This is a genomic window from Undibacterium parvum (assembly GCF_003955735.1).
In the GTDB taxonomy this organism is placed as follows: Bacteria; Pseudomonadota; Gammaproteobacteria; order Burkholderiales; family Burkholderiaceae_D; genus Undibacterium; species Undibacterium parvum.
The window spans coordinates 2,772,324-2,789,375 of sequence record NZ_CP034464.1 but is presented as its reverse complement, the minus strand read 5'-3'; the positions used below and the strand labels follow the sequence as shown (position 1 = coordinate 2,789,375).

Here is a 17,052-nt window from a genome sequence, read left to right as displayed (position 1 = left end):
TGGCAGTCATTTGTAGATGCTTTCGGGATCTTTCAAGACGGGATCAACCGCCTGCCATTCTCCGGCGTTCGCATCCCCCTCAAACTTCTGGAAAAAACAAGAGTGGCGACCAGTGTGACAGGCGATACCGTCAATTTGCTCAATCTTAAGCAAGACCACATCTTCATCGCAATCGAGACGAATCTCCAGCACCTTTTGTATATGGCCGGATTCTTCGCCTTTATGCCATAGTTTTTTACGCGAGCGGCTCCAATACACCGCCTCGCCTAATTCTACTGTTTTAGTAAGCGCATCGCGGTTCATCCAGGCGAACATTAAGACTTCATTCGTACTCGCCTCTTGCGCTATCACTGGCACCAAGCCGTATTCATCCCAGCACACTTTGTTTAGCCATTTATAACTCATACCAACCTCATAGGAATACTTTGTGCTGCCATAAACTGTTTTGCTTCTTGCACCGTGTGCTGACCAAAATGGAAAATACTTGCCGCCAGCACCGCATCGGCGCCCCCCAGCTTGATGCCATCGGCCAGATCTTGCAGACTGCCGACTCCGCCAGAGGCAATCACAGGAATATCCACAGCATCCGATACCGCCCGTGTCAAACCGAGATCAAATCCAGAACGGGTGCCGTCCTTATCCATGCTGGTGAGCAGGATTTCGCCGGCACCCAGCCTGGCCATATTACAGGCCCACTCGACAGCATCAAGGCCGGTTGCATTACGACCGCCATGGGTATACACCTCCCATTTTCCGGGTGCGACCCGCTTCGCATCGATCGCCACCACGATGCATTGCGAGCCATATTTTTGCGCAGCATCGGCCACCAGTTGCGGATTTGTAATCGCAGAAGTGTTGATGCCGATTTTATCGGCGCCGGCATTGAGCAAGCGCCGCACATCGGCCACCGTACGAACACCACCACCTACCGTCAGCGGGATAAACACCTGTGACGCTACCGCCTCAATAATCGGCAAGATTAGATCACGGTCATCTGAAGATGCGGTGATATCAAGAAAGGTGATTTCATCAGCACCTTGCGCATCGTAGCGCCGCGCGATCTCGACCGGATCACCGGCATCGCGCAATTCTTGAAAATTAATGCCCTTGACGACCCGACCAGCGGTCACATCCAGACAAGGGATAATGCGTTTTGCCAGCGTCATGTAAGATCTTCTTCATTATCAAATTCACCGCTCAACTCATCCGCCCTATCCTGCGCCGACAACAAATCAAGCGTGCCTTCATAAATTGAACGACCGCAGATAACGCCAGAGATACCTTCATCCTGCACCGCACACAAAGCCTCAACATCGGCCAATACATGCACACCGCCCGATGCGATGACGGGGATACTCACGGCTTGCGCCAACTTAACCGTAGCTTCGATATTCACGCCACCCATCATGCCATCGCGACCGATATCGGTATAAATAATCGCTTCGACGCCATAACCTTCAAATTTTTGCGCCAGATCGATGACATCGTGACCGGACAATTTGCTCCAGCCATCAGTGGCAACTTTACCATCTTTGGCGTCGATACCAACGATGATCTGCCCTGGAAACGCGGCACAGGCATCGGCCAGAAAGCCGGGGCTCTTGACCGCAGCGGTACCGATAATAATGTAGGACAAGCCGTCGTTCAGATAGCGCTCTATGGTGTCAAGATCGCGTATCCCGCCACCCAATTGCACAGGAACTTCTTCGGTATCGGTTTCTTCAGCATACTCGCGCACCGCTTGCAAAATCGCCTTGACTGCCGCTTCATTGACTGGCTTACCGGCAAACGCACCATTTAAGTCCACCAGATGCAGACGGCGCGCGCCTTGCTTTAACCAATGACGTGCCATTTCGGCAGGAGCATCAGAGAAGACCGTGGCTTGATCCATGTCTCCTTGTTTCAGGCGTACGCAGTGACCGTCTTTCAGGTCGATGGCAGGAATGAGCAGCATGATGAGTATCTATGAAAAAGGTGAAAATGAGAGTTTAACAAAAACAAAAATGGCCTAAGGATCAAGGCTTCCAGTGGACGAAATTCTTATACAACTGCAAGCCAGCCGCAGAACTTTTTTCCGGATGAAATTGTGTCGCAAAAATATTATCACGGGCCACCGCACAAGCAAACATGCTGCCGTAATCGGTTTCGCCGACGGTATGCAGGGAGTTCTCAGGTTGCGCAAAATAGCTATGCACAAAATAGAAATAGGCGTCATCGTCTATGCCCTGCCAGAGCGCATGTGGCTGCGCTTGGCGGACGCGATTCCAACCCATTTGCGGCACTTTGAAACGCGAGCCATCTGCCTGCATCTGGCCACGTAAATCGAAGCGCACTACCTTGCCTGGCAATAGACCCAAACCCGGTGTATCCCCCTCGGCACTGACATCAAACAGCATTTGCTCGCCGACACAAACCCCAAACAAGGGTTTGCTACGCGCCGCTTGCATGACGGCATCCTGCACGCCAGACTCACGCAAACTACGCATGCAATCGGGCATCGCACCCTGACCTGGCAAGACCAGTCGATCTGCGCTCTTGATATCGGCGACTTCGCCAGAGATGATTACGTTCGCTTCCGGTGCAACAGCGCGCAAAGCCTGTGCCACTGAGCGCAGATTGCCCATACCATAATCGACAACAACAATTTTATTCATAATGAACTGCTAGTGAAGCGAGGAGTTTGAGGATTAAAGACTACCCTTGGTAGAAGGTATAGTACCAGCTGAGCGCGCATCGAGTTCAGAGGCCATACGCAAAGCGCGGCCGAAAGCTTTAAACACGGTTTCGCATTGGTGGTGTGCATTGTCGCCACGCAAGTTATCAATATGCATTGAAACTAGCGCGTGATTCACAAAACCCTGAAAAAATTCATGCGTCAAATCGACGTCAAACGAACCTATCATGGCGCGTTTGAACGGCACATGAAACTCCAGGCCTGGGCGACCGGAAAAATCGATGACCACGCGTGACAAGGCTTCATCCAGAGGCACGTAAGCATGACCATAACGGCGTATTCCTTTCTTGTCGCCCATGGCAATAGCAAACGCCTGTCCTAAGGTGATGCCGACATCTTCCACCGTATGATGAGCATCGATATGCAAATCACCGACCGCTTCGATTTCCAGATCGATCAGGCCATGACGGGCAATCTGATCGAGCATGTGGTCTAAAAATGGAACACCGGTATTGAGTTTTTGCTTACCGGTTCCATCCAGATTGATGGCGACGCGGATCTGCGTTTCATTGGTGTTGCGGGTAACTTGGGCGGTGCGTTGAGCTTGCATAATTAGGGGCTATTAAGGCTAAAGGGCTTAGTTGACAAAGACGCGTTCATAATGATGCACTAAAAGCATCAAGAAAGAGGGAATTTTCTTCTGGGGTGCTGACCGTAATACGTAAGCAGTTTTCCAGCAGCACATGCATTTTACCTACATTTTTAACTAATATTTTTTGTTTCACTAATTTAGCGAATACTTGTTCGGCTTGCGGCACCCTAATCAGCAGGAAATTTGCCGCCGACGGAAAAACTGTGACGCCAGGCAAGCGCGCCAAAGCCTCGGTCAAGACGCCGCGTTGCGCGCATAACTGCGCAGCTTGCGCATCGAGCACAGCCACTTGCTCTAACATAAATTCTGCCGCGGCCTCAGTGAGTACGTTGATATTGTAAGGAGGTCGCACTTTTTCGAACTGTTCCAGCAAGGCCTGGCTTCCCGTCATGTAACCGAGGCGAATACCCGCCAAACCTAGCTTGGAGACTGTGCGCATTACCAGTAGATTATCGAATTCGCCCAAACGCGACATGAAGCTGACTGGTGAAAACGGTTGATACGCCTCATCCAGTATCACCACGCCAGTGTCGCCGACCGCACGCAAGATTGCCTCGATATCCGCCACTTCGTACAAAGTGCCGGTAGGGTTATTCGGGTATGCCAAGTAAGTGATGGCGGGTCGATGCTCGGCGATGGCGGCTAGCATCGCGGCCAGGTCTAAAGTCAGATCGGCGTTTAAAGGCACGCCAACGAACTGCATACCCGCCAAGCGCGCCGACATCGCATACATCACGAAGCCTGGCAACGGTGCCAATACCTTGGCGCCAGCTTTGGCACAGGCCATAGAGACCATAGAAATCAATTCATCCGAACCATTACCTAGTACCAGATCGTAATCCTGAGGTACGCCAAGTTGTTGTTTGATCGCGGTTTTCAAGCCACTGTAACTAGGTACTGGGTAGCGATTCAGCGCCACTTTGGCCAAGCGCGTGGCCAGTGCTTGCTGCAGATCCGCACTCAAAGTGTAAGGATTTTCCATCGCATCGAGCTTCACAAAGCCGACCGAATCCGGCACGTGGTAGGCCGCCAGATCAAGCACTTCAGGACGGATAATATTCGCAATCAAGGACATAGACTTACTCACTTTTGAAATATCTAAACACTCGTTAGGGGCAGATCGCTGACAACCGCAGCAAGGCTAGACCTGCTGGTTTTCTTTATCGTTTTTTTGGCGCTGATGCTGGTATCCGCATCCGCCGATTTGGCTTTTTTTCCGGCACTTTTTAGCGCGGCTGGCTGGGCTGCTGATTTCGCTGCTGATTTCGCTGCTGGCTTGGCTGCTGGCTTGGCTGCTGGCTTGGCTGCTGGTTTAGCCGCTGTGGTAAGTGACTTACGAGCGCGCTTGGCTTTTACGGGCGGGGAAATTTTCGGTGCTTTGGCGCGGATAGGCTCACTAGGCTGATTCCTGAGCGCGACTCTGTCAGATTCCGGAGACGCCAGCCTAGTTTGAATAATGTCGCAATAATCGGAATTCAGTTCAAAGCCGACGAAGTTGCGACCGCAACGCTTGGCCGCCACCGCGGTGGTGCCACTGCCCATAAACAAATCCAACACGATACCGTCGGGCGGACAAGATGCCAGCAGCATACGCTCTATGATCTCTAAAGGTTTTTGGGTGGGGTGGTCGGCACGCTCGGGGTTTTCTTTATGTATCCTCGATACGCTCCACAAATCCTTGGGATTGTAACCAAGCTCTAGCCACTTGGCGCCGACAAAAATAGCGCGCGACCTGGCTTTTTTGGTGGCAGCATCGTAGGGGATACGCACCGCGTCGAGATCGAAATAATGTCCCTTGGCTTTAGCGAAAAAACCTATGGTGTCGTGCACCGATGAAAAACTTCTGACACTGCCGCCCATCGAAGGCACTCGCCTATCCCAGATGATTTCATTGAGCATGATCATGTGCTGCTTGAGCAACACAAAAATCTCTGGCGAATAGCGCCAGGTCAAAAAAATATACAGACTGCCGTTTGGTTTTAATTTCGGCAAGGCCGCCATGATCCAACGTTCGGTCCAGGCCAGATAGTCGGCAGCGGCTTGCTTGTCGGAGTCATTACCGTAATCCTTGCCCAAACTATACGGTGGATCGGTGAGAATTAAATCAATACTGCCGTCCGGTATCCTGGCTAAACCCAGTACCGCATCTTCATTGAAAATCGTATTGATATAGCTGCTCATGGATACCTTTTAGCGCACGGCCGTTGGCAGAACGCTGGAATAATACGGCTGGCCCTGGCATGATGACAAATCCAAACGGCAGCTAGCCCAAGGCGCATATTCCATGCGCCTTTCCGAGGCAATAGGCTGGAAACCCGCATGGAATATGCGCCTTGGGCTAGGTGGTTTTTTAATTTTTGGATTTCAAGCGGTATTCGGCACTGCGCGCATGCGCCTGCAAGCCTTCGCCATGAGCCAGTTCCGCGGCCACCACACCTAAAGTTTGCGCACCCTGCTCGCTAACATGGATGATCGAAGAACGCTTCTGAAAATCGTACACGCCCAAAGGCGAAGAGAAGCGCGCTGTGCGTGAAGTGGGCAGCACATGATTCGGACCGGCACAATAATCACCCAGAGCTTCGGATGAAAAACGCCCGAGGAACATGGCACCGGCATGGCGTATCTTATCAGCCCATTGCTGCGGATTGTCAGTCGAGATTTCCAGATGTTCAGCTGCGATGCTATTGGCAATATCACAGGCTTGCTGCATATCGGCGACCTTGATCAGGGCACCGCGATTGGCCAGCGAGGTAGCGATAATCTCTTTGCGTGGCATGGTCGCGATCAGCTTAGCGATACTGGCAGCCACTGCATCGAGGTAGGCTGCATCCGGGCATAGTAAGATCGATTGCGCCAACTCATCATGCTCGGCTTGCGAAAATAAATCCATGGCGATCCAGTCCGGATCGGTACTGCCATCGCAGATCACCAGAATCTCGGAAGGGCCGGCGATCATGTCTATACCGACTGTACCGAACACCCGCCGTTTGGCGGCGGCCACATAGGCGTTACCAGGGCCGACTATTTTATCCACTTGCGGTATGGTCGCCGTGCCGTAAGCCAGCGCAGCTACCGCTTGCGCCCCGCCTATGGTGAATACACGATCGACTCCAGCGATGGCGGCAGCGGCCAGTACCAGAGGATTTTTAATTCCATCCGGAGTCGGCACTACCATGATGATTTCGGTTACACCGGCCACTTTGGCCGGAATCGCATTCATCAATACCGATGAAGGATAAGCGGCTTTACCGCCGGGCACATAGATACCAACGCGATCTAAAGGCGTAACTTTTTGCCCGAGCACGGTGCCATCGGCTTCGGTATAGCTAAAACCAGCCGAGCCGCATGCTGTTTTTTGCACCTCGTGATAGGCCCGCACACGCTGCGCTGCCATCTCTAAAGCCGCACGCCGTTCTGGTGCTAAAGAGGCCAGCGCCGCCTCCAGTTCGTGCTGGCCAATTTCCAGTTGTTGCACGCTGCTAGCACTAAGTCGGTCATATCGATTGGTGTACTCCAGCACCGCTACATCGCCACGTTTTTTTACATCGGCAAGTATCTGCGCAGCAGTACGATCGATCGCCTCATCTTCACTGGCTTCAAATGCTAATAATTGGCTAAGCTGCGCAGGAAAATTTTCATGGCTGGCATCAAGTCTGGCAATCAGAGATAGTGGCGAGCTGAGGCTATTTTGATCCAACATTATTTTCCTTTGGAGGCGCGGTCAAATGCTTCTATGATAGGTTGCAGACGTTCGCGCTTTAGTTTTAACGCGGCCTGATTCACCACCAAACGCGAAGAAATTTCCATGATGTGTTCGACTTCGACCAAATGATTGGCGCGCAAGGTATTCCCGGTACTGACCAGATCGACGATGGCATCGGACAAACCAACTAAGGGTGCCAACTCCATAGAGCCATAGAGTTTAATCAGATCGACGTGCACCCCTTTGCGGGCGAAATGTTCACGTGCAATTTCAGTGTACTTGGTCGCCACCCGCAGACGTGCACCTTGGCGTACTGCAGTGGCGTAATCAAAACCGACTGAGACCGCTACCGACATGCGGCAATGCGCAATATTGAGATCGATAGGCTGATACAAACCAGCACCGCCATGCTCTTGCAAGACATCTTTACCCGCCACACCAAAATCGGCAGCACCATATTGCACGTAGGTTGGCACATCCGAGGCACGCACAATGATCACGCGCACCGCTGGATCATTGGTGGCTAATATCAGTTTGCGTGAAGTTTCCGGATCTTCTGTGACACGGATTCCGGCCGCTTCCAGCAGCGGTAAGGTCTCTTCAAAAATCCGGCCCTTGGATAGCGCCAGTGTCAATTGCTGATTCGGTGGCATAGTCATCATGTTCGCTTATTTCACTCTTTGTATGTGGGCACCAACCGCGGATAATTTCACTTCCATCTTATCGTAACCGCGATCCAGATGATAAATCCTATCGATCAGGGTTTCACCCTCGGCCGACATCGCCGCAATCACCAGTGAGGCAGAGGCACGTAGATCTGTGGCCATGACTGGCGCGCCGACTAGTTTTTCTACACCGGCCACTATGGCAGTGTGGCCATCGATCTCTATGTGCGCACCGAGACGATTCATCTCTTGCACGTGCATGAAGCGATTTTCAAAAATGGTTTCAGTCACGCGACTGGCGCCCTGGGCGATACAATTCAAAGCCATAAATTGGGCCTGCATATCGGTAGGAAAACCAGGGTATTCGGTGGTGCGAAAACTTACCGCCTTAGGACGTCCGCCCATTTGTGCACGGATCCAGTCTGGACCGCTAGTTAGGATCAAGCCGGCTTCACGTAACTTATCAATCGCCACATCTAAGATATCGCTGCGGGTATTTTTTAAAGTAATGTCGCCACCGGTAGCGGCCACCGCACATAAGAACGTGGCGGTCTCGATACGGTCCGCAATCACTGCATGGGTCGCGCCGTGCAAGCGCTCTACACCCTGAATCACCAGCCTATCTGTGCCTATACCTTCGATTTTGGCACCCATCGCTACCAGCAAATGCGCCAGATCAGTCACTTCCGGTTCGCGCGCTGCATTCTCCAGCACCGTTTCGCCTTCCGCCAGAGTGGCCGCCATCAGCAGGTTTTCGGTGCCAGTCACGGTAATCATATCGGTCACCACACGGGCGCCTTTTAGGCGCTTGGCTTTGGCATGGATATAACCGGCTTCGATGGTGATTTCGGCGCCCATCGCCTGCAAACCCTTGATATGCTGATCAACCGGACGCGAACCTATCGCGCAACCGCCCGGCAAAGACACTTTAGCCTCACCAAAACGCGCCAACAAAGGGCCAAGTACAAGAATCGATGCGCGCATGGTTTTCACCATCTCATACGGTGCTTCCAGGCTAGTGATGGCGCCACCATTGAGTGTAACCACATCGTTTTCCGAGCTTGCCGACAAGCCCATCTGACGCAGCAATTTGAGCATGGTCGCGACATCTTGCAAACCTGGCACATTGTGTAAAACCACATCATCGGCAGTCAACAAACCGGCGCAGAGTATCGGCAGCGCCGCATTTTTTGCACCAGAAATATTGATTTCACCGTTAAGGCGATAACCGCCAGTGATCAGTAATTTATCCATGATTATGCGAACTCTTCTGGTGTCAGTGTTTTCATCGATAAAGCGTGTATCTCTTCACGCATACGGTCGCCCAATGCCGCATAGACAATTTGATGGCGCTGAATTAAGCGCTTGCCTACGAATGCGGACGAAACGATGACGGCACTAAAATGCTGACCATCGCCTTCAACTTCCAGATGCGTGCACTCAAGTCCGGCAGCGATATATGTCTTGATTTGTTCAGGAGTAGGAAACACGATTTTCTTTCGAATAAAAATAAGGAGTGCCGCTTAAAAGATACAGAACAGATGCGGCAATTTTGCGTAAATTAGTGCGATAACTCAATGTCGTAATTTATAACCGCTCTTCAGCATTTGCACTGCAATTGTCGTTAGCAAGATAAAAAACGCGCTCACGATTGCCGCACTGGTCAGGGGGTTGACGTCGGACTGGCCGAAAAAGCCATAACGAAAACCGTCTATCATGTAAAAAAACGGATTAAAGCGTGACAAATTTTGCCAAAATGGCGGCAGAGAATGTATGGAATAAAATACGCCCGATAAAAACGTTGCAGGCATGATCAGGAAATTCTGGAACGCGGCCAACTGATCAAATTTTTCCGCCCAGATACCGGCAATTAAGCCCATGGTTCCCAGCATCGCAGCCCCCAGCAAAGCGAAAATCGCTATCCACCAGGGCGCAATGAAACTCAGATCACTGACCCAGATGGTCACCAGAAAAACGCCGCTACCCACCGTCAATCCACGCACTATCGCAGCCAATACATAGGCGCCAAATACCTCCCAATGCGACAAAGGTGGCAATAAAATAAACACCAGATTACCGGTAATTTTTGACTGGATCAGGGAAGAAGATGAATTAGCAAAGGCATTTTGCAGCACGCTCATCATCACCAAGCCGGGTATCAGGAAAGCGGTGTATTTCACGCCAGGATAGACTTGCACATGCGCCTCAAGTACATGTCCGAAAATCAGCAAATACAATAAGGCTGTGACGATAGGCGCAGTAATGGTTTGGGTCGCCACTTTCCAAAAGCGCAGTACTTCCTTATACAGTAAAGTTTGAAAACCGCTCATTTGCCATCTTCCATAATTTGCAGGAAGACATCTTCCAGATCAGCCTGTTGCAGTTGCAAGTCCTCTATCACGCAACCTGCCATTCGCAAGGCCGCCAAGATAGGTTCGACTTCAGAATAATTAGTAATGCGTAAAACTGTTTGATTGGCGACAGGAGTTCCGTCCTGAGGGATCGCTAAAGCGCGCAGACTGTCAGGCAAACTGCCCTGGCCTAACTTGAGTTTCATTTGTGCGCCGGAGATACGCTTGATCAAACCCGCCATACTATCGAGCGCGACAACTTTACCCGCTTTCAACATGGCAACGCGATTGCATAAGGCTTGCGCCTCCTCCAGATAATGGGTAGTCAGCACCACGGTGTGACCTTCCTTATTTAAACGCGCAATAAACTTCCACAGCGTCTGGCGCAATTCCACATCAACACCCGCGGTAGGTTCATCAAGCACAATGACCGGAGGCTTATGCACCAGCGCTTGCGCAATTAACACTCTGCGCTTCATGCCGCCGGATAAGGCGCGCATATTCACATCAGCTTTATTGCTCAAATCGAGATTTTCCATAATCTCGCCTATCCATTTATCGTTATTCTTAATCCCAAAATAACCAGACTGCATGCGTAAAGTTTCGCGCACGGTGAAAAATGGATCAAATACCAGTTCTTGCGGTACCACACCAATATTTTTACGTGCGGCGCGATAGTCAGTCACCACATCGTGCCCTTGCACGGTTACGGTTCCTGAGTCAGCACGATTCAAACCTGCAATAATAGAAATCAGTGTGGTTTTACCGGCACCATTGGGCCCCAGCAAACCAAAGAATTCACCTTCTTCGATAGTCAGCGACACACCACCCAGCGCCTGTAAGGACTGATAGCGTTTTTCAACATTGGTAATTTTTATGGCGGCCATAAGGCGGGGTATCTTGTTGCGTCTATGTTGCGGATATGTTGTGTATAGGTAGATCGCCACAACGGCAGCGAAAACCTTGCATTATAGGGGATTTTTCAGTGCAGGATGGCCGGTTTTTAAGATCATGTTTGCATGATCTTATTCCCGTCAATTTCAGTTTTGGCGTTTAAGACTGATGTTGCTTTGTTAGTCCAAGCAATTCGGTCAGACCATACAAAGCCAGCAAACTATTGAGGCTTTCGGGTATGGCATGGAAATCTAGGGTTTTACCCTGTTGACTCGCGGCACGTTGCCAACTAAGCATCACTGCTACCGTGGAGGAATCGGCAATGCTTAATCTAGATAAGTCAAACTCGGTTTCGCCCGACTTAATAGCCATCATCCCAGCCTCGCTAGCAAGGACCGCATTGCGTAAACTAATTTCTTGCTCTGCGAAATACATAAACGCTCCGCTTATTTTGCAGCAGTCTTGGTGGCGCCTGCAGCCGCTAGTTTTTTATTTTTCTCGACCAAAGCCTTAATCAAGCCATCTATCCCTGACTTACTGATCTCAGCAGAAAAACTTCCTTTGTAAGTCTCTACCAACCAGGCACCTAATACATTGATATCGTAAATTTTCCAACCTGTCGCCGATTTTGCCAGGCGATAACTCAGTTGCACTGGCTCACCTCGCGCCTGTATCACCTGACTTCTTACCTCTACCTCAGTATCATCTGGCAAACCACGAAAAGGCTTAAACTCTAAGCGCTGGTCCTTAATTTGTGAAATCGCACCGGAATAAGTAAACACCAACAGAGTGCGGAACTCGTTAGTCAATTGTTTTTGTTGTTCAGGACTGGCTTCACGCCAACTTTTCCCAGCTGCCAAAGAAGTCATTCTGGAAAAATCGATATACGGCAAAACTTTGCTTTCGACCAAATCATAAACACGCTTTTGATTGCCAGCCTGAATCTCTTTGTCAGCTTTAGCAGTGTCTAAGATTTCCTGACTTAAACGCTTGATTAACTGATCAGGTGCTTCATCCGCCGCGTAAGCATTTACTGTAAAACCTGAAGCAAGCAACAAACTAAATAAAAAATGAGAAAATATTTTCATATCAAAACTTTCATAGTGCGCATATATTGCATATAGCGCCAAAACAATATTAAACCTTAAACACTCGAACTCAATTTTGGTTGACAAGCACAAGCCCCAGTACCGATGGGCTGCCTTAATCTTTATCCGGATTGACTTGACCCGCACGTCGCTGCAAATAGGCATCACGAATAAACACATATTTATCCAAAGCAGCCTCCTCGATCAACTTACTCGCATCCAACACGGAAGCACGTCTATCAACAAAGCGCAGTACCGTAGAGGTATTACGCACGCTCACTGAAGTCTGAGAAAACAGAAAGTCACCTTTAAAATCGACTGGGGTCGCTATGGTATCGCGCAAAGTAGATGCTCCCAATAGTGGCAACATAACATAAGGCCCAGCTGGCATCCCCCAACGCCCCAGAGTTTGCCCAAAGTCTTCCCTATGCTTAGGCATGCCGGCGGCGGAAGCTATATCAATAAAACCAGCAAGTCCAAAGGTGGAGTTAAACGCGACGCGCATGACGTCATTGACACCATCAGTCACATTACCTTGCATGAAATTATTTGCGGCGGTCCAGATATCACCGGCATTAGCAAAAAAGTTCCCGATTGCTGTTTGCACAAATGAAGGCAATACAGAGCGATAAAGCTCGGCCGATGGTTTTAACAGATAGTCATCCAAGCCTTCGTTAAAACTAAACATCGCACGATTAAATCCCTCCAAAGGATCACGCGGGTTGTTGCCTATATTAGTTTTTTCACTGATGGTATCCAATGTATTGACCGCACCGGTCTTAATTGTATCCAAAGTAGCACTGGCTCCGGTTTTGATATTGCCAACGCTAGTGCAAGCTGTAAACAACAAGCTAAAAACAAATATCCCTAAGCAGCGCAATATAGTTTGTTGATACTGCCTGTTTAAAGTCTTGATTGCTGATTTCATTTACTCTCGTCCTTGCCCTCAGCAGCTTTACTGAATAAAAACTGACTAATCAAATTTTCCAGAACTATCGCTGACTGTGTCATTTTTATGCGGTCACCGGCGACTAGATTATTTACATCACCGCCTGCCTCCAAGCCAATATATTGCTCACCGAGCAAGCCTGCCGTAAGAATTTTGGCCGAGCTATCTTTAGGGAATTTATACCGATTTTCCATACGTAAAGTGACCGTAGCTTGGTAGGTTTTATCGTCAAAACGTATCTCACTGACCCGACCAACTACCACACCAGCACTCTTAACTGCTGCCTTGGGTTTTAATCCGCCTATATTGTCGAATCGGGTAGTTACATCATAGGTGGTATCAAAAGAAAATGTACTCATATTGCCGGCTTTCAGCGCTAAAAACAGCAGCGCAGCGGCACCCAGTAATACGAATATTCCAACCCAGAAATCCATTGCTTTTTTTTGCATATCTTGCCTTCTACTACACTGCAATTACAAATATTTGCAGGTAAATTAATATATCAATTTTTTAGTTCGTCAATGCTTGGACTTTGCGACTACTGAAACATCCACGCTGTCAGCAAAAAGTCTAACCACAATACCAATAAAGAGGAAATAACCACGGTTCGTGTAGTTGCTCTTGCAACACCTTCGGGTGTGGGCTGTGCCTCATACCCCTGAAACAAAGCCACAAAAGTTACCGCAAATCCAAACACCACACTCTTGATGACGCCATTCCCGATATCTTGCCAGACATCCACGCCAGCTTGCATTTGCGACCAAAATGAGCCGTCATCCACACCAATTAACTTGACCCCAACCAAATAACCGCCAAAGATACCCATGGCGTTAAAAATGGCTGTCAAAATTGGCATTGCAATCACGCCAGCCACAAAACGTGGAGCGATCACACGTTGCATAGGATTTATTGCCATCATTTCCATTGCCGCTAATTGCTCACCCGCCTTCATCAAGCCGATCTCGGCAGTCAGTGAGGTCCCGGCACGTCCAGCAAACAATAATGCAGTGACCACGGGCCCTAACTCTCGAGTCAAAGACAAGGCCACCAATAAACCTAAGGCTTCTTCGGAGCCGTACTTATTTAAGGTGTAATAACCCTGGTACCCCAAAACAAAGCCTACAAACAAACCTGATACAGCAATAATAATTAATGAATAATTACCAATAAAATGAATTTGATCGCTAATCAGGCGTGGTCGACGCCATAAACTTAGAACATTAAATAGGATAGTAAAAAAACTACGTGCAGCATAGCCAAGACCTTCAGCGCTTTGGCGCACCTTAAATCCAATGCGAGAAATAATCATTGCTTGGCACCCAATCCAAAGTCTTCGGCCAGAGTCTTACCTGGATAATGGAAAGGTACCGGGCCATCGCTTTCGGCATGTACAAACTGTTTTACGTAGGGATCGCTGGAATTCAACATCTGCTCAGGTGTCCCCTGTGCGACGATTTTTCCTTGCGATAAAAAATACACATAATCAGCAATGGCAAACGATTCATGCACATCATGTGACACCAAGATGGAAGTAGACCCCAAAGCGTCATTTAAGTTTCGAATTAAATTAGCAATCACGCCCATAGAAATCGGATCGAGCCCCGCGAACGGTTCGTCATACATAATTAATTGTGGATCCAATGCCACCGCTCTGGCCAAGGCTACACGCCGCGCCATTCCCCCGGAAATTTCCGCAGGTTTTAGACGCGCAGCATTGCGCAAACCCACTGCGTGCAATTTCATCAGCACCAGATCTTTAATCATACTTTCTGGCAAATTAGTATGTTCGCGCAGTGGAAAAGCTACATTCTCAAATACGCTTAGATCGGTAAACAATGCGCCATGCTGAAATAACATGCCCATTTTGCGACGCAAGGCATAAATCGCCTTAGTATCATTTGCATCGACCTTGACGCTATCGACCTTAATACCACCTCGCTGCGCCTCAATTTGCCCACCTATCAATCGTAAAATGGTGGTTTTACCCGAGCCAGAACCGCCCATCACGGCAATGACTTTGCCACGTGGGAAATCCATGTTTAAACCAGACAAGATAGGCCGGTCAGCGTAATTAAAATGTAGATCGCGAATTTCGACGAGATTGGGCACGACAGGGAGCTTAGAATGCAAAAGCAAGATTGTAATCCAGATCAGAAAAGCTAGCTTGCCTGAACGTGTATCAGAAAGTAAAGTTTAAAAATGTATTTTGAAAAAAAAGACAAATGCAGAATAAAAATCTGAAATATTTGAAAAATTCAAATATTATTTAAATTCATAAGAATTTCCTTTGAAAATAAATGAACCTTGGGTCAGATAAATCTATATTTTCCTAAAATTTGATTCAAGTTTTAGCATTTATACAGACTGATTCAAATTTTAAAACCAAAAAGCCCCTCACAAAAGACGAGGGGCTTTCGACCAAGAATGCACTAAATCCAATACAGGACTAGGCTAATTGTAGGCAATAAAAATTTTGAATTTCGATTCAAAATCTCGATAGCGAATACTTCAAGTAATTAACGCGGCAATACCGAGTCACCCATCAGAGCAGCATCAACTTCCCTTGCACATTGGCGCCCTTCACGGATAGCCCATACCACCAGCGATTGCCCACGACGCATATCACCCGCGGCATACACATTAGCCACGTTAGTTTTATAACATCCTTCACCATCCGTCGTAGCTTTGGCATTCCCACGTGCATCCATGCTAACGCCAAATGCCTCCAAAACTTGCTGTACCGGAGAAACGAAACCCATCGCCAGCAACACCAGATCTGCTTTCATTTCGAATTCTGAATCAGCAACCTCTTGCATCTTGCCGTCTTTCCACTCAACGCGGCAGGCGATCAGTTTTTCAACCTTGCCGCCCTTACCTTCCAGGCGCTTAGTCGCGACTGCCCAATCTCTGTCGCAGCCTTCTTCATGCGAAGAAGAAGTACGCAACTTGGTTGGCCAGTAAGGCCATACTAGGGGCTTGTTCTCTTGCTCTGGTGGCTGTGGCATCAGTTCAAATTGCGCTACTGATTTAGCACCATGACGATTCGATGTACCTACGCAATCAGAACCGGTATCGCCACCACCGATAACAATGACGTTTTTGCCAGTTGCCAGCAATTGATCCTTGAGTTTGTCACCAGCATTAATTTTGTTTTGCAAAGGCAAGAAGTCCATCGCAAAATGTACACCTTTTAATTCACGGCCAGGCACGGGCAAATCACGCGGTGTTTCTGCGCCGCCGGCGATGATCACCGCATCAAAGTCTTTTTGCAGTTGCTCAGGGGAGACTGTTTCTTTAGCCCAGTTGGTGATATTTGATGGAAAATCTTTGCCGACAAACACGCCAGTGCGGAAGGTGACACCCTCCGCTTGCATCTGCGTTACGCGTTTATCAATATGCGATTTTTCCATCTTAAAATCAGGAATACCATAGCGTAGCAAGCCACCGACTCTATCGTTTTTCTCAAACACAGTGACGTCATGACCAACCCGCGCCAACTGCTGCGCTGCCGCCAAACCCGCTGGGCCAGATCCGACCACCGCAATTTTTTTTCCAGTTTTAATCGCCGAAATTTGCGGCAGCACCCAGCCATTTTCCCAGCCTTTGTCGATGATGAAATGTTCTATCGATTTGATACCGACCGCATCATCGTTGATACCTAGCGTACAGGCCGATTCGCAAGGCGCGGGACAGATGCGACCAGTAAACTCTGGGAAATTATTGGTTGAATGCAAGGTTTCTAATGCCAGTTTATAGTTGCCGTTGTAGACTAGGTCATTCCAATCAGGAATGATGTTATTCACCGGACAGCCATTATTGCAAAACGGTATGCCGCAATCCATGCAACGTGCACTTTGAACTTTGACTTGATCGTTCGTCAAATGCACAGAAAATTCTTTGTAATGCTTTTTACGCGCCAATGGCGCTTCGCTTGCTTCTTGCAAGCGCTGATATTCCATGAAGCCGGTTATTTTACCCATTTTACTACCTCAATTTTGTTGCGGGCGATCGCCCATTCATTCCTGAAATGCAGAGTTTTACGCGCCTGGTAAAAATTTCCAGACGCGCTGATTAAC

Annotated in this window: 19 protein-coding genes and 1 pseudogene; all 20 read right to left on the bottom strand. The window is 48.9% G+C overall.

From position 1 onward, the window contains the following. Positions 1-6 precede the first annotated feature (6 nt). Positions 7-405 (bottom strand): phosphoribosyl-AMP cyclohydrolase, encoded by a 399-nt coding sequence (hisI, locus tag EJN92_RS12200; RefSeq protein ID WP_126128075.1) that lies wholly within the window; start codon positions 403-405, stop codon positions 7-9. Then, positions 402-1,166, bottom strand: a complete 765-nt coding sequence (gene hisF, locus EJN92_RS12195; protein ID WP_126128074.1) for an imidazole glycerol phosphate synthase subunit HisF — start codon at positions 1,164-1,166, stop codon at positions 402-404. The genes hisI and hisF overlap by 4 nt, the downstream gene beginning before the upstream one ends. Next, positions 1,163-1,954, bottom strand: coding sequence for a 1-(5-phosphoribosyl)-5-[(5-phosphoribosylamino)methylideneamino]imidazole-4-carboxamide isomerase (hisA, locus tag EJN92_RS12190; RefSeq protein ID WP_126128073.1), 792 nt, complete (start codon positions 1,952-1,954; stop codon positions 1,163-1,165). The genes hisF and hisA overlap by 4 nt, the downstream gene beginning before the upstream one ends. Positions 1,955-2,015: 61 nt before the next feature. Next, entirely contained in the window at positions 2,016-2,654 is a 639-nt protein-coding gene (gene hisH, locus EJN92_RS12185; RefSeq protein ID WP_126128072.1) for an imidazole glycerol phosphate synthase subunit HisH, read from the bottom strand. A gap of 33 nt (positions 2,655-2,687) precedes the next feature. Next, positions 2,688-3,284: an imidazoleglycerol-phosphate dehydratase HisB gene (gene hisB, locus EJN92_RS12180; protein WP_126128071.1), complete on the bottom strand. Its 597-nt coding sequence runs from the start codon at positions 3,282-3,284 to the stop codon at positions 2,688-2,690. A 46-nt stretch (positions 3,285-3,330) separates the two neighbouring features. Continuing rightward, the gene (gene hisC, locus EJN92_RS12175; protein WP_126129905.1) at positions 3,331-4,401 is read right to left on the bottom strand and encodes a histidinol-phosphate transaminase; all 1,071 of its coding nucleotides are present in this window, start codon (positions 4,399-4,401) and stop codon (positions 3,331-3,333) included. 293 nt (positions 4,402-4,694) lie between these two features. Continuing rightward, positions 4,695-5,507: pseudogene (locus tag EJN92_RS12170) on the bottom strand (DNA-methyltransferase); the annotation flags it as partial. A gap of 169 nt (positions 5,508-5,676) precedes the next feature. Beyond that, complete coding sequence (gene hisD / locus EJN92_RS12165; protein ID WP_126128069.1) at positions 5,677-7,026, bottom strand: histidinol dehydrogenase; 1,350 nt, start codon at positions 7,024-7,026, stop codon at positions 5,677-5,679. After that, complete coding sequence (gene hisG, locus EJN92_RS12160) at positions 7,026-7,691, bottom strand: ATP phosphoribosyltransferase (protein WP_194074933.1); 666 nt, start codon at positions 7,689-7,691, stop codon at positions 7,026-7,028. The genes hisD and hisG overlap by 1 nt, the downstream gene beginning before the upstream one ends. Positions 7,692-7,697: 6 nt before the next feature. Then, positions 7,698-8,948, bottom strand: a complete 1,251-nt coding sequence (murA, locus tag EJN92_RS12155) for a UDP-N-acetylglucosamine 1-carboxyvinyltransferase (protein ID WP_126128068.1) — start codon at positions 8,946-8,948, stop codon at positions 7,698-7,700. A gap of 2 nt (positions 8,949-8,950) precedes the next feature. Further along, a complete protein-coding gene (locus EJN92_RS12150) occupies positions 8,951-9,184 on the bottom strand; it encodes a BolA family protein (protein ID WP_126128067.1) in 234 nt (77 codons plus the stop codon). A gap of 84 nt (positions 9,185-9,268) precedes the next feature. Next, complete coding sequence (locus tag EJN92_RS12145; protein WP_126128066.1) at positions 9,269-10,024, bottom strand: ABC transporter permease; 756 nt, start codon at positions 10,022-10,024, stop codon at positions 9,269-9,271. Then, entirely contained in the window at positions 10,021-10,932 is a 912-nt protein-coding gene (locus EJN92_RS12140) for an ABC transporter ATP-binding protein (RefSeq protein WP_126128065.1), read from the bottom strand. Before EJN92_RS12140 ends, EJN92_RS12145 begins: the two co-directional genes overlap by 4 nt. 166 nt (positions 10,933-11,098) lie before the next feature. Then, positions 11,099-11,374, bottom strand: coding sequence for an STAS domain-containing protein (locus tag EJN92_RS12135; RefSeq protein WP_126128064.1), 276 nt, complete (start codon positions 11,372-11,374; stop codon positions 11,099-11,101). Between the two features lie 11 nt (positions 11,375-11,385). Further along, positions 11,386-12,027: an MlaC/ttg2D family ABC transporter substrate-binding protein gene (locus EJN92_RS12130; RefSeq protein ID WP_126128063.1), complete on the bottom strand. Its 642-nt coding sequence runs from the start codon at positions 12,025-12,027 to the stop codon at positions 11,386-11,388. Positions 12,028-12,142: 115 nt separating this feature from the next. After that, positions 12,143-12,955, bottom strand: coding sequence for an MlaA family lipoprotein (locus EJN92_RS12125; protein WP_126128062.1), 813 nt, complete (start codon positions 12,953-12,955; stop codon positions 12,143-12,145). Continuing rightward, positions 12,952-13,425 (bottom strand): outer membrane lipid asymmetry maintenance protein MlaD, encoded by a 474-nt coding sequence (mlaD, locus tag EJN92_RS12120; RefSeq protein WP_126128061.1) that lies wholly within the window; start codon positions 13,423-13,425, stop codon positions 12,952-12,954. Before mlaD ends, EJN92_RS12125 begins: the two co-directional genes overlap by 4 nt. 89 nt (positions 13,426-13,514) lie before the next feature. Beyond that, positions 13,515-14,285 carry a lipid asymmetry maintenance ABC transporter permease subunit MlaE gene (gene mlaE, locus EJN92_RS12115; RefSeq protein WP_126128060.1) on the bottom strand — a complete coding sequence of 257 codons (771 nt, stop codon included), beginning with the start codon at positions 14,283-14,285 and terminating at the stop codon, positions 13,515-13,517. Beyond that, positions 14,282-15,085 carry an ABC transporter ATP-binding protein gene (locus EJN92_RS12110; protein ID WP_126128059.1) on the bottom strand — a complete coding sequence of 268 codons (804 nt, stop codon included), beginning with the start codon at positions 15,083-15,085 and terminating at the stop codon, positions 14,282-14,284. The genes mlaE and EJN92_RS12110 overlap by 4 nt, the downstream gene beginning before the upstream one ends. Positions 15,086-15,492: 407 nt before the next feature. Then, positions 15,493-16,956 (bottom strand): glutamate synthase subunit beta, encoded by a 1,464-nt coding sequence (locus tag EJN92_RS12105; RefSeq protein WP_126128058.1) that lies wholly within the window; start codon positions 16,954-16,956, stop codon positions 15,493-15,495. Between the last annotated feature and the right edge of the window lie 96 nt (positions 16,957-17,052).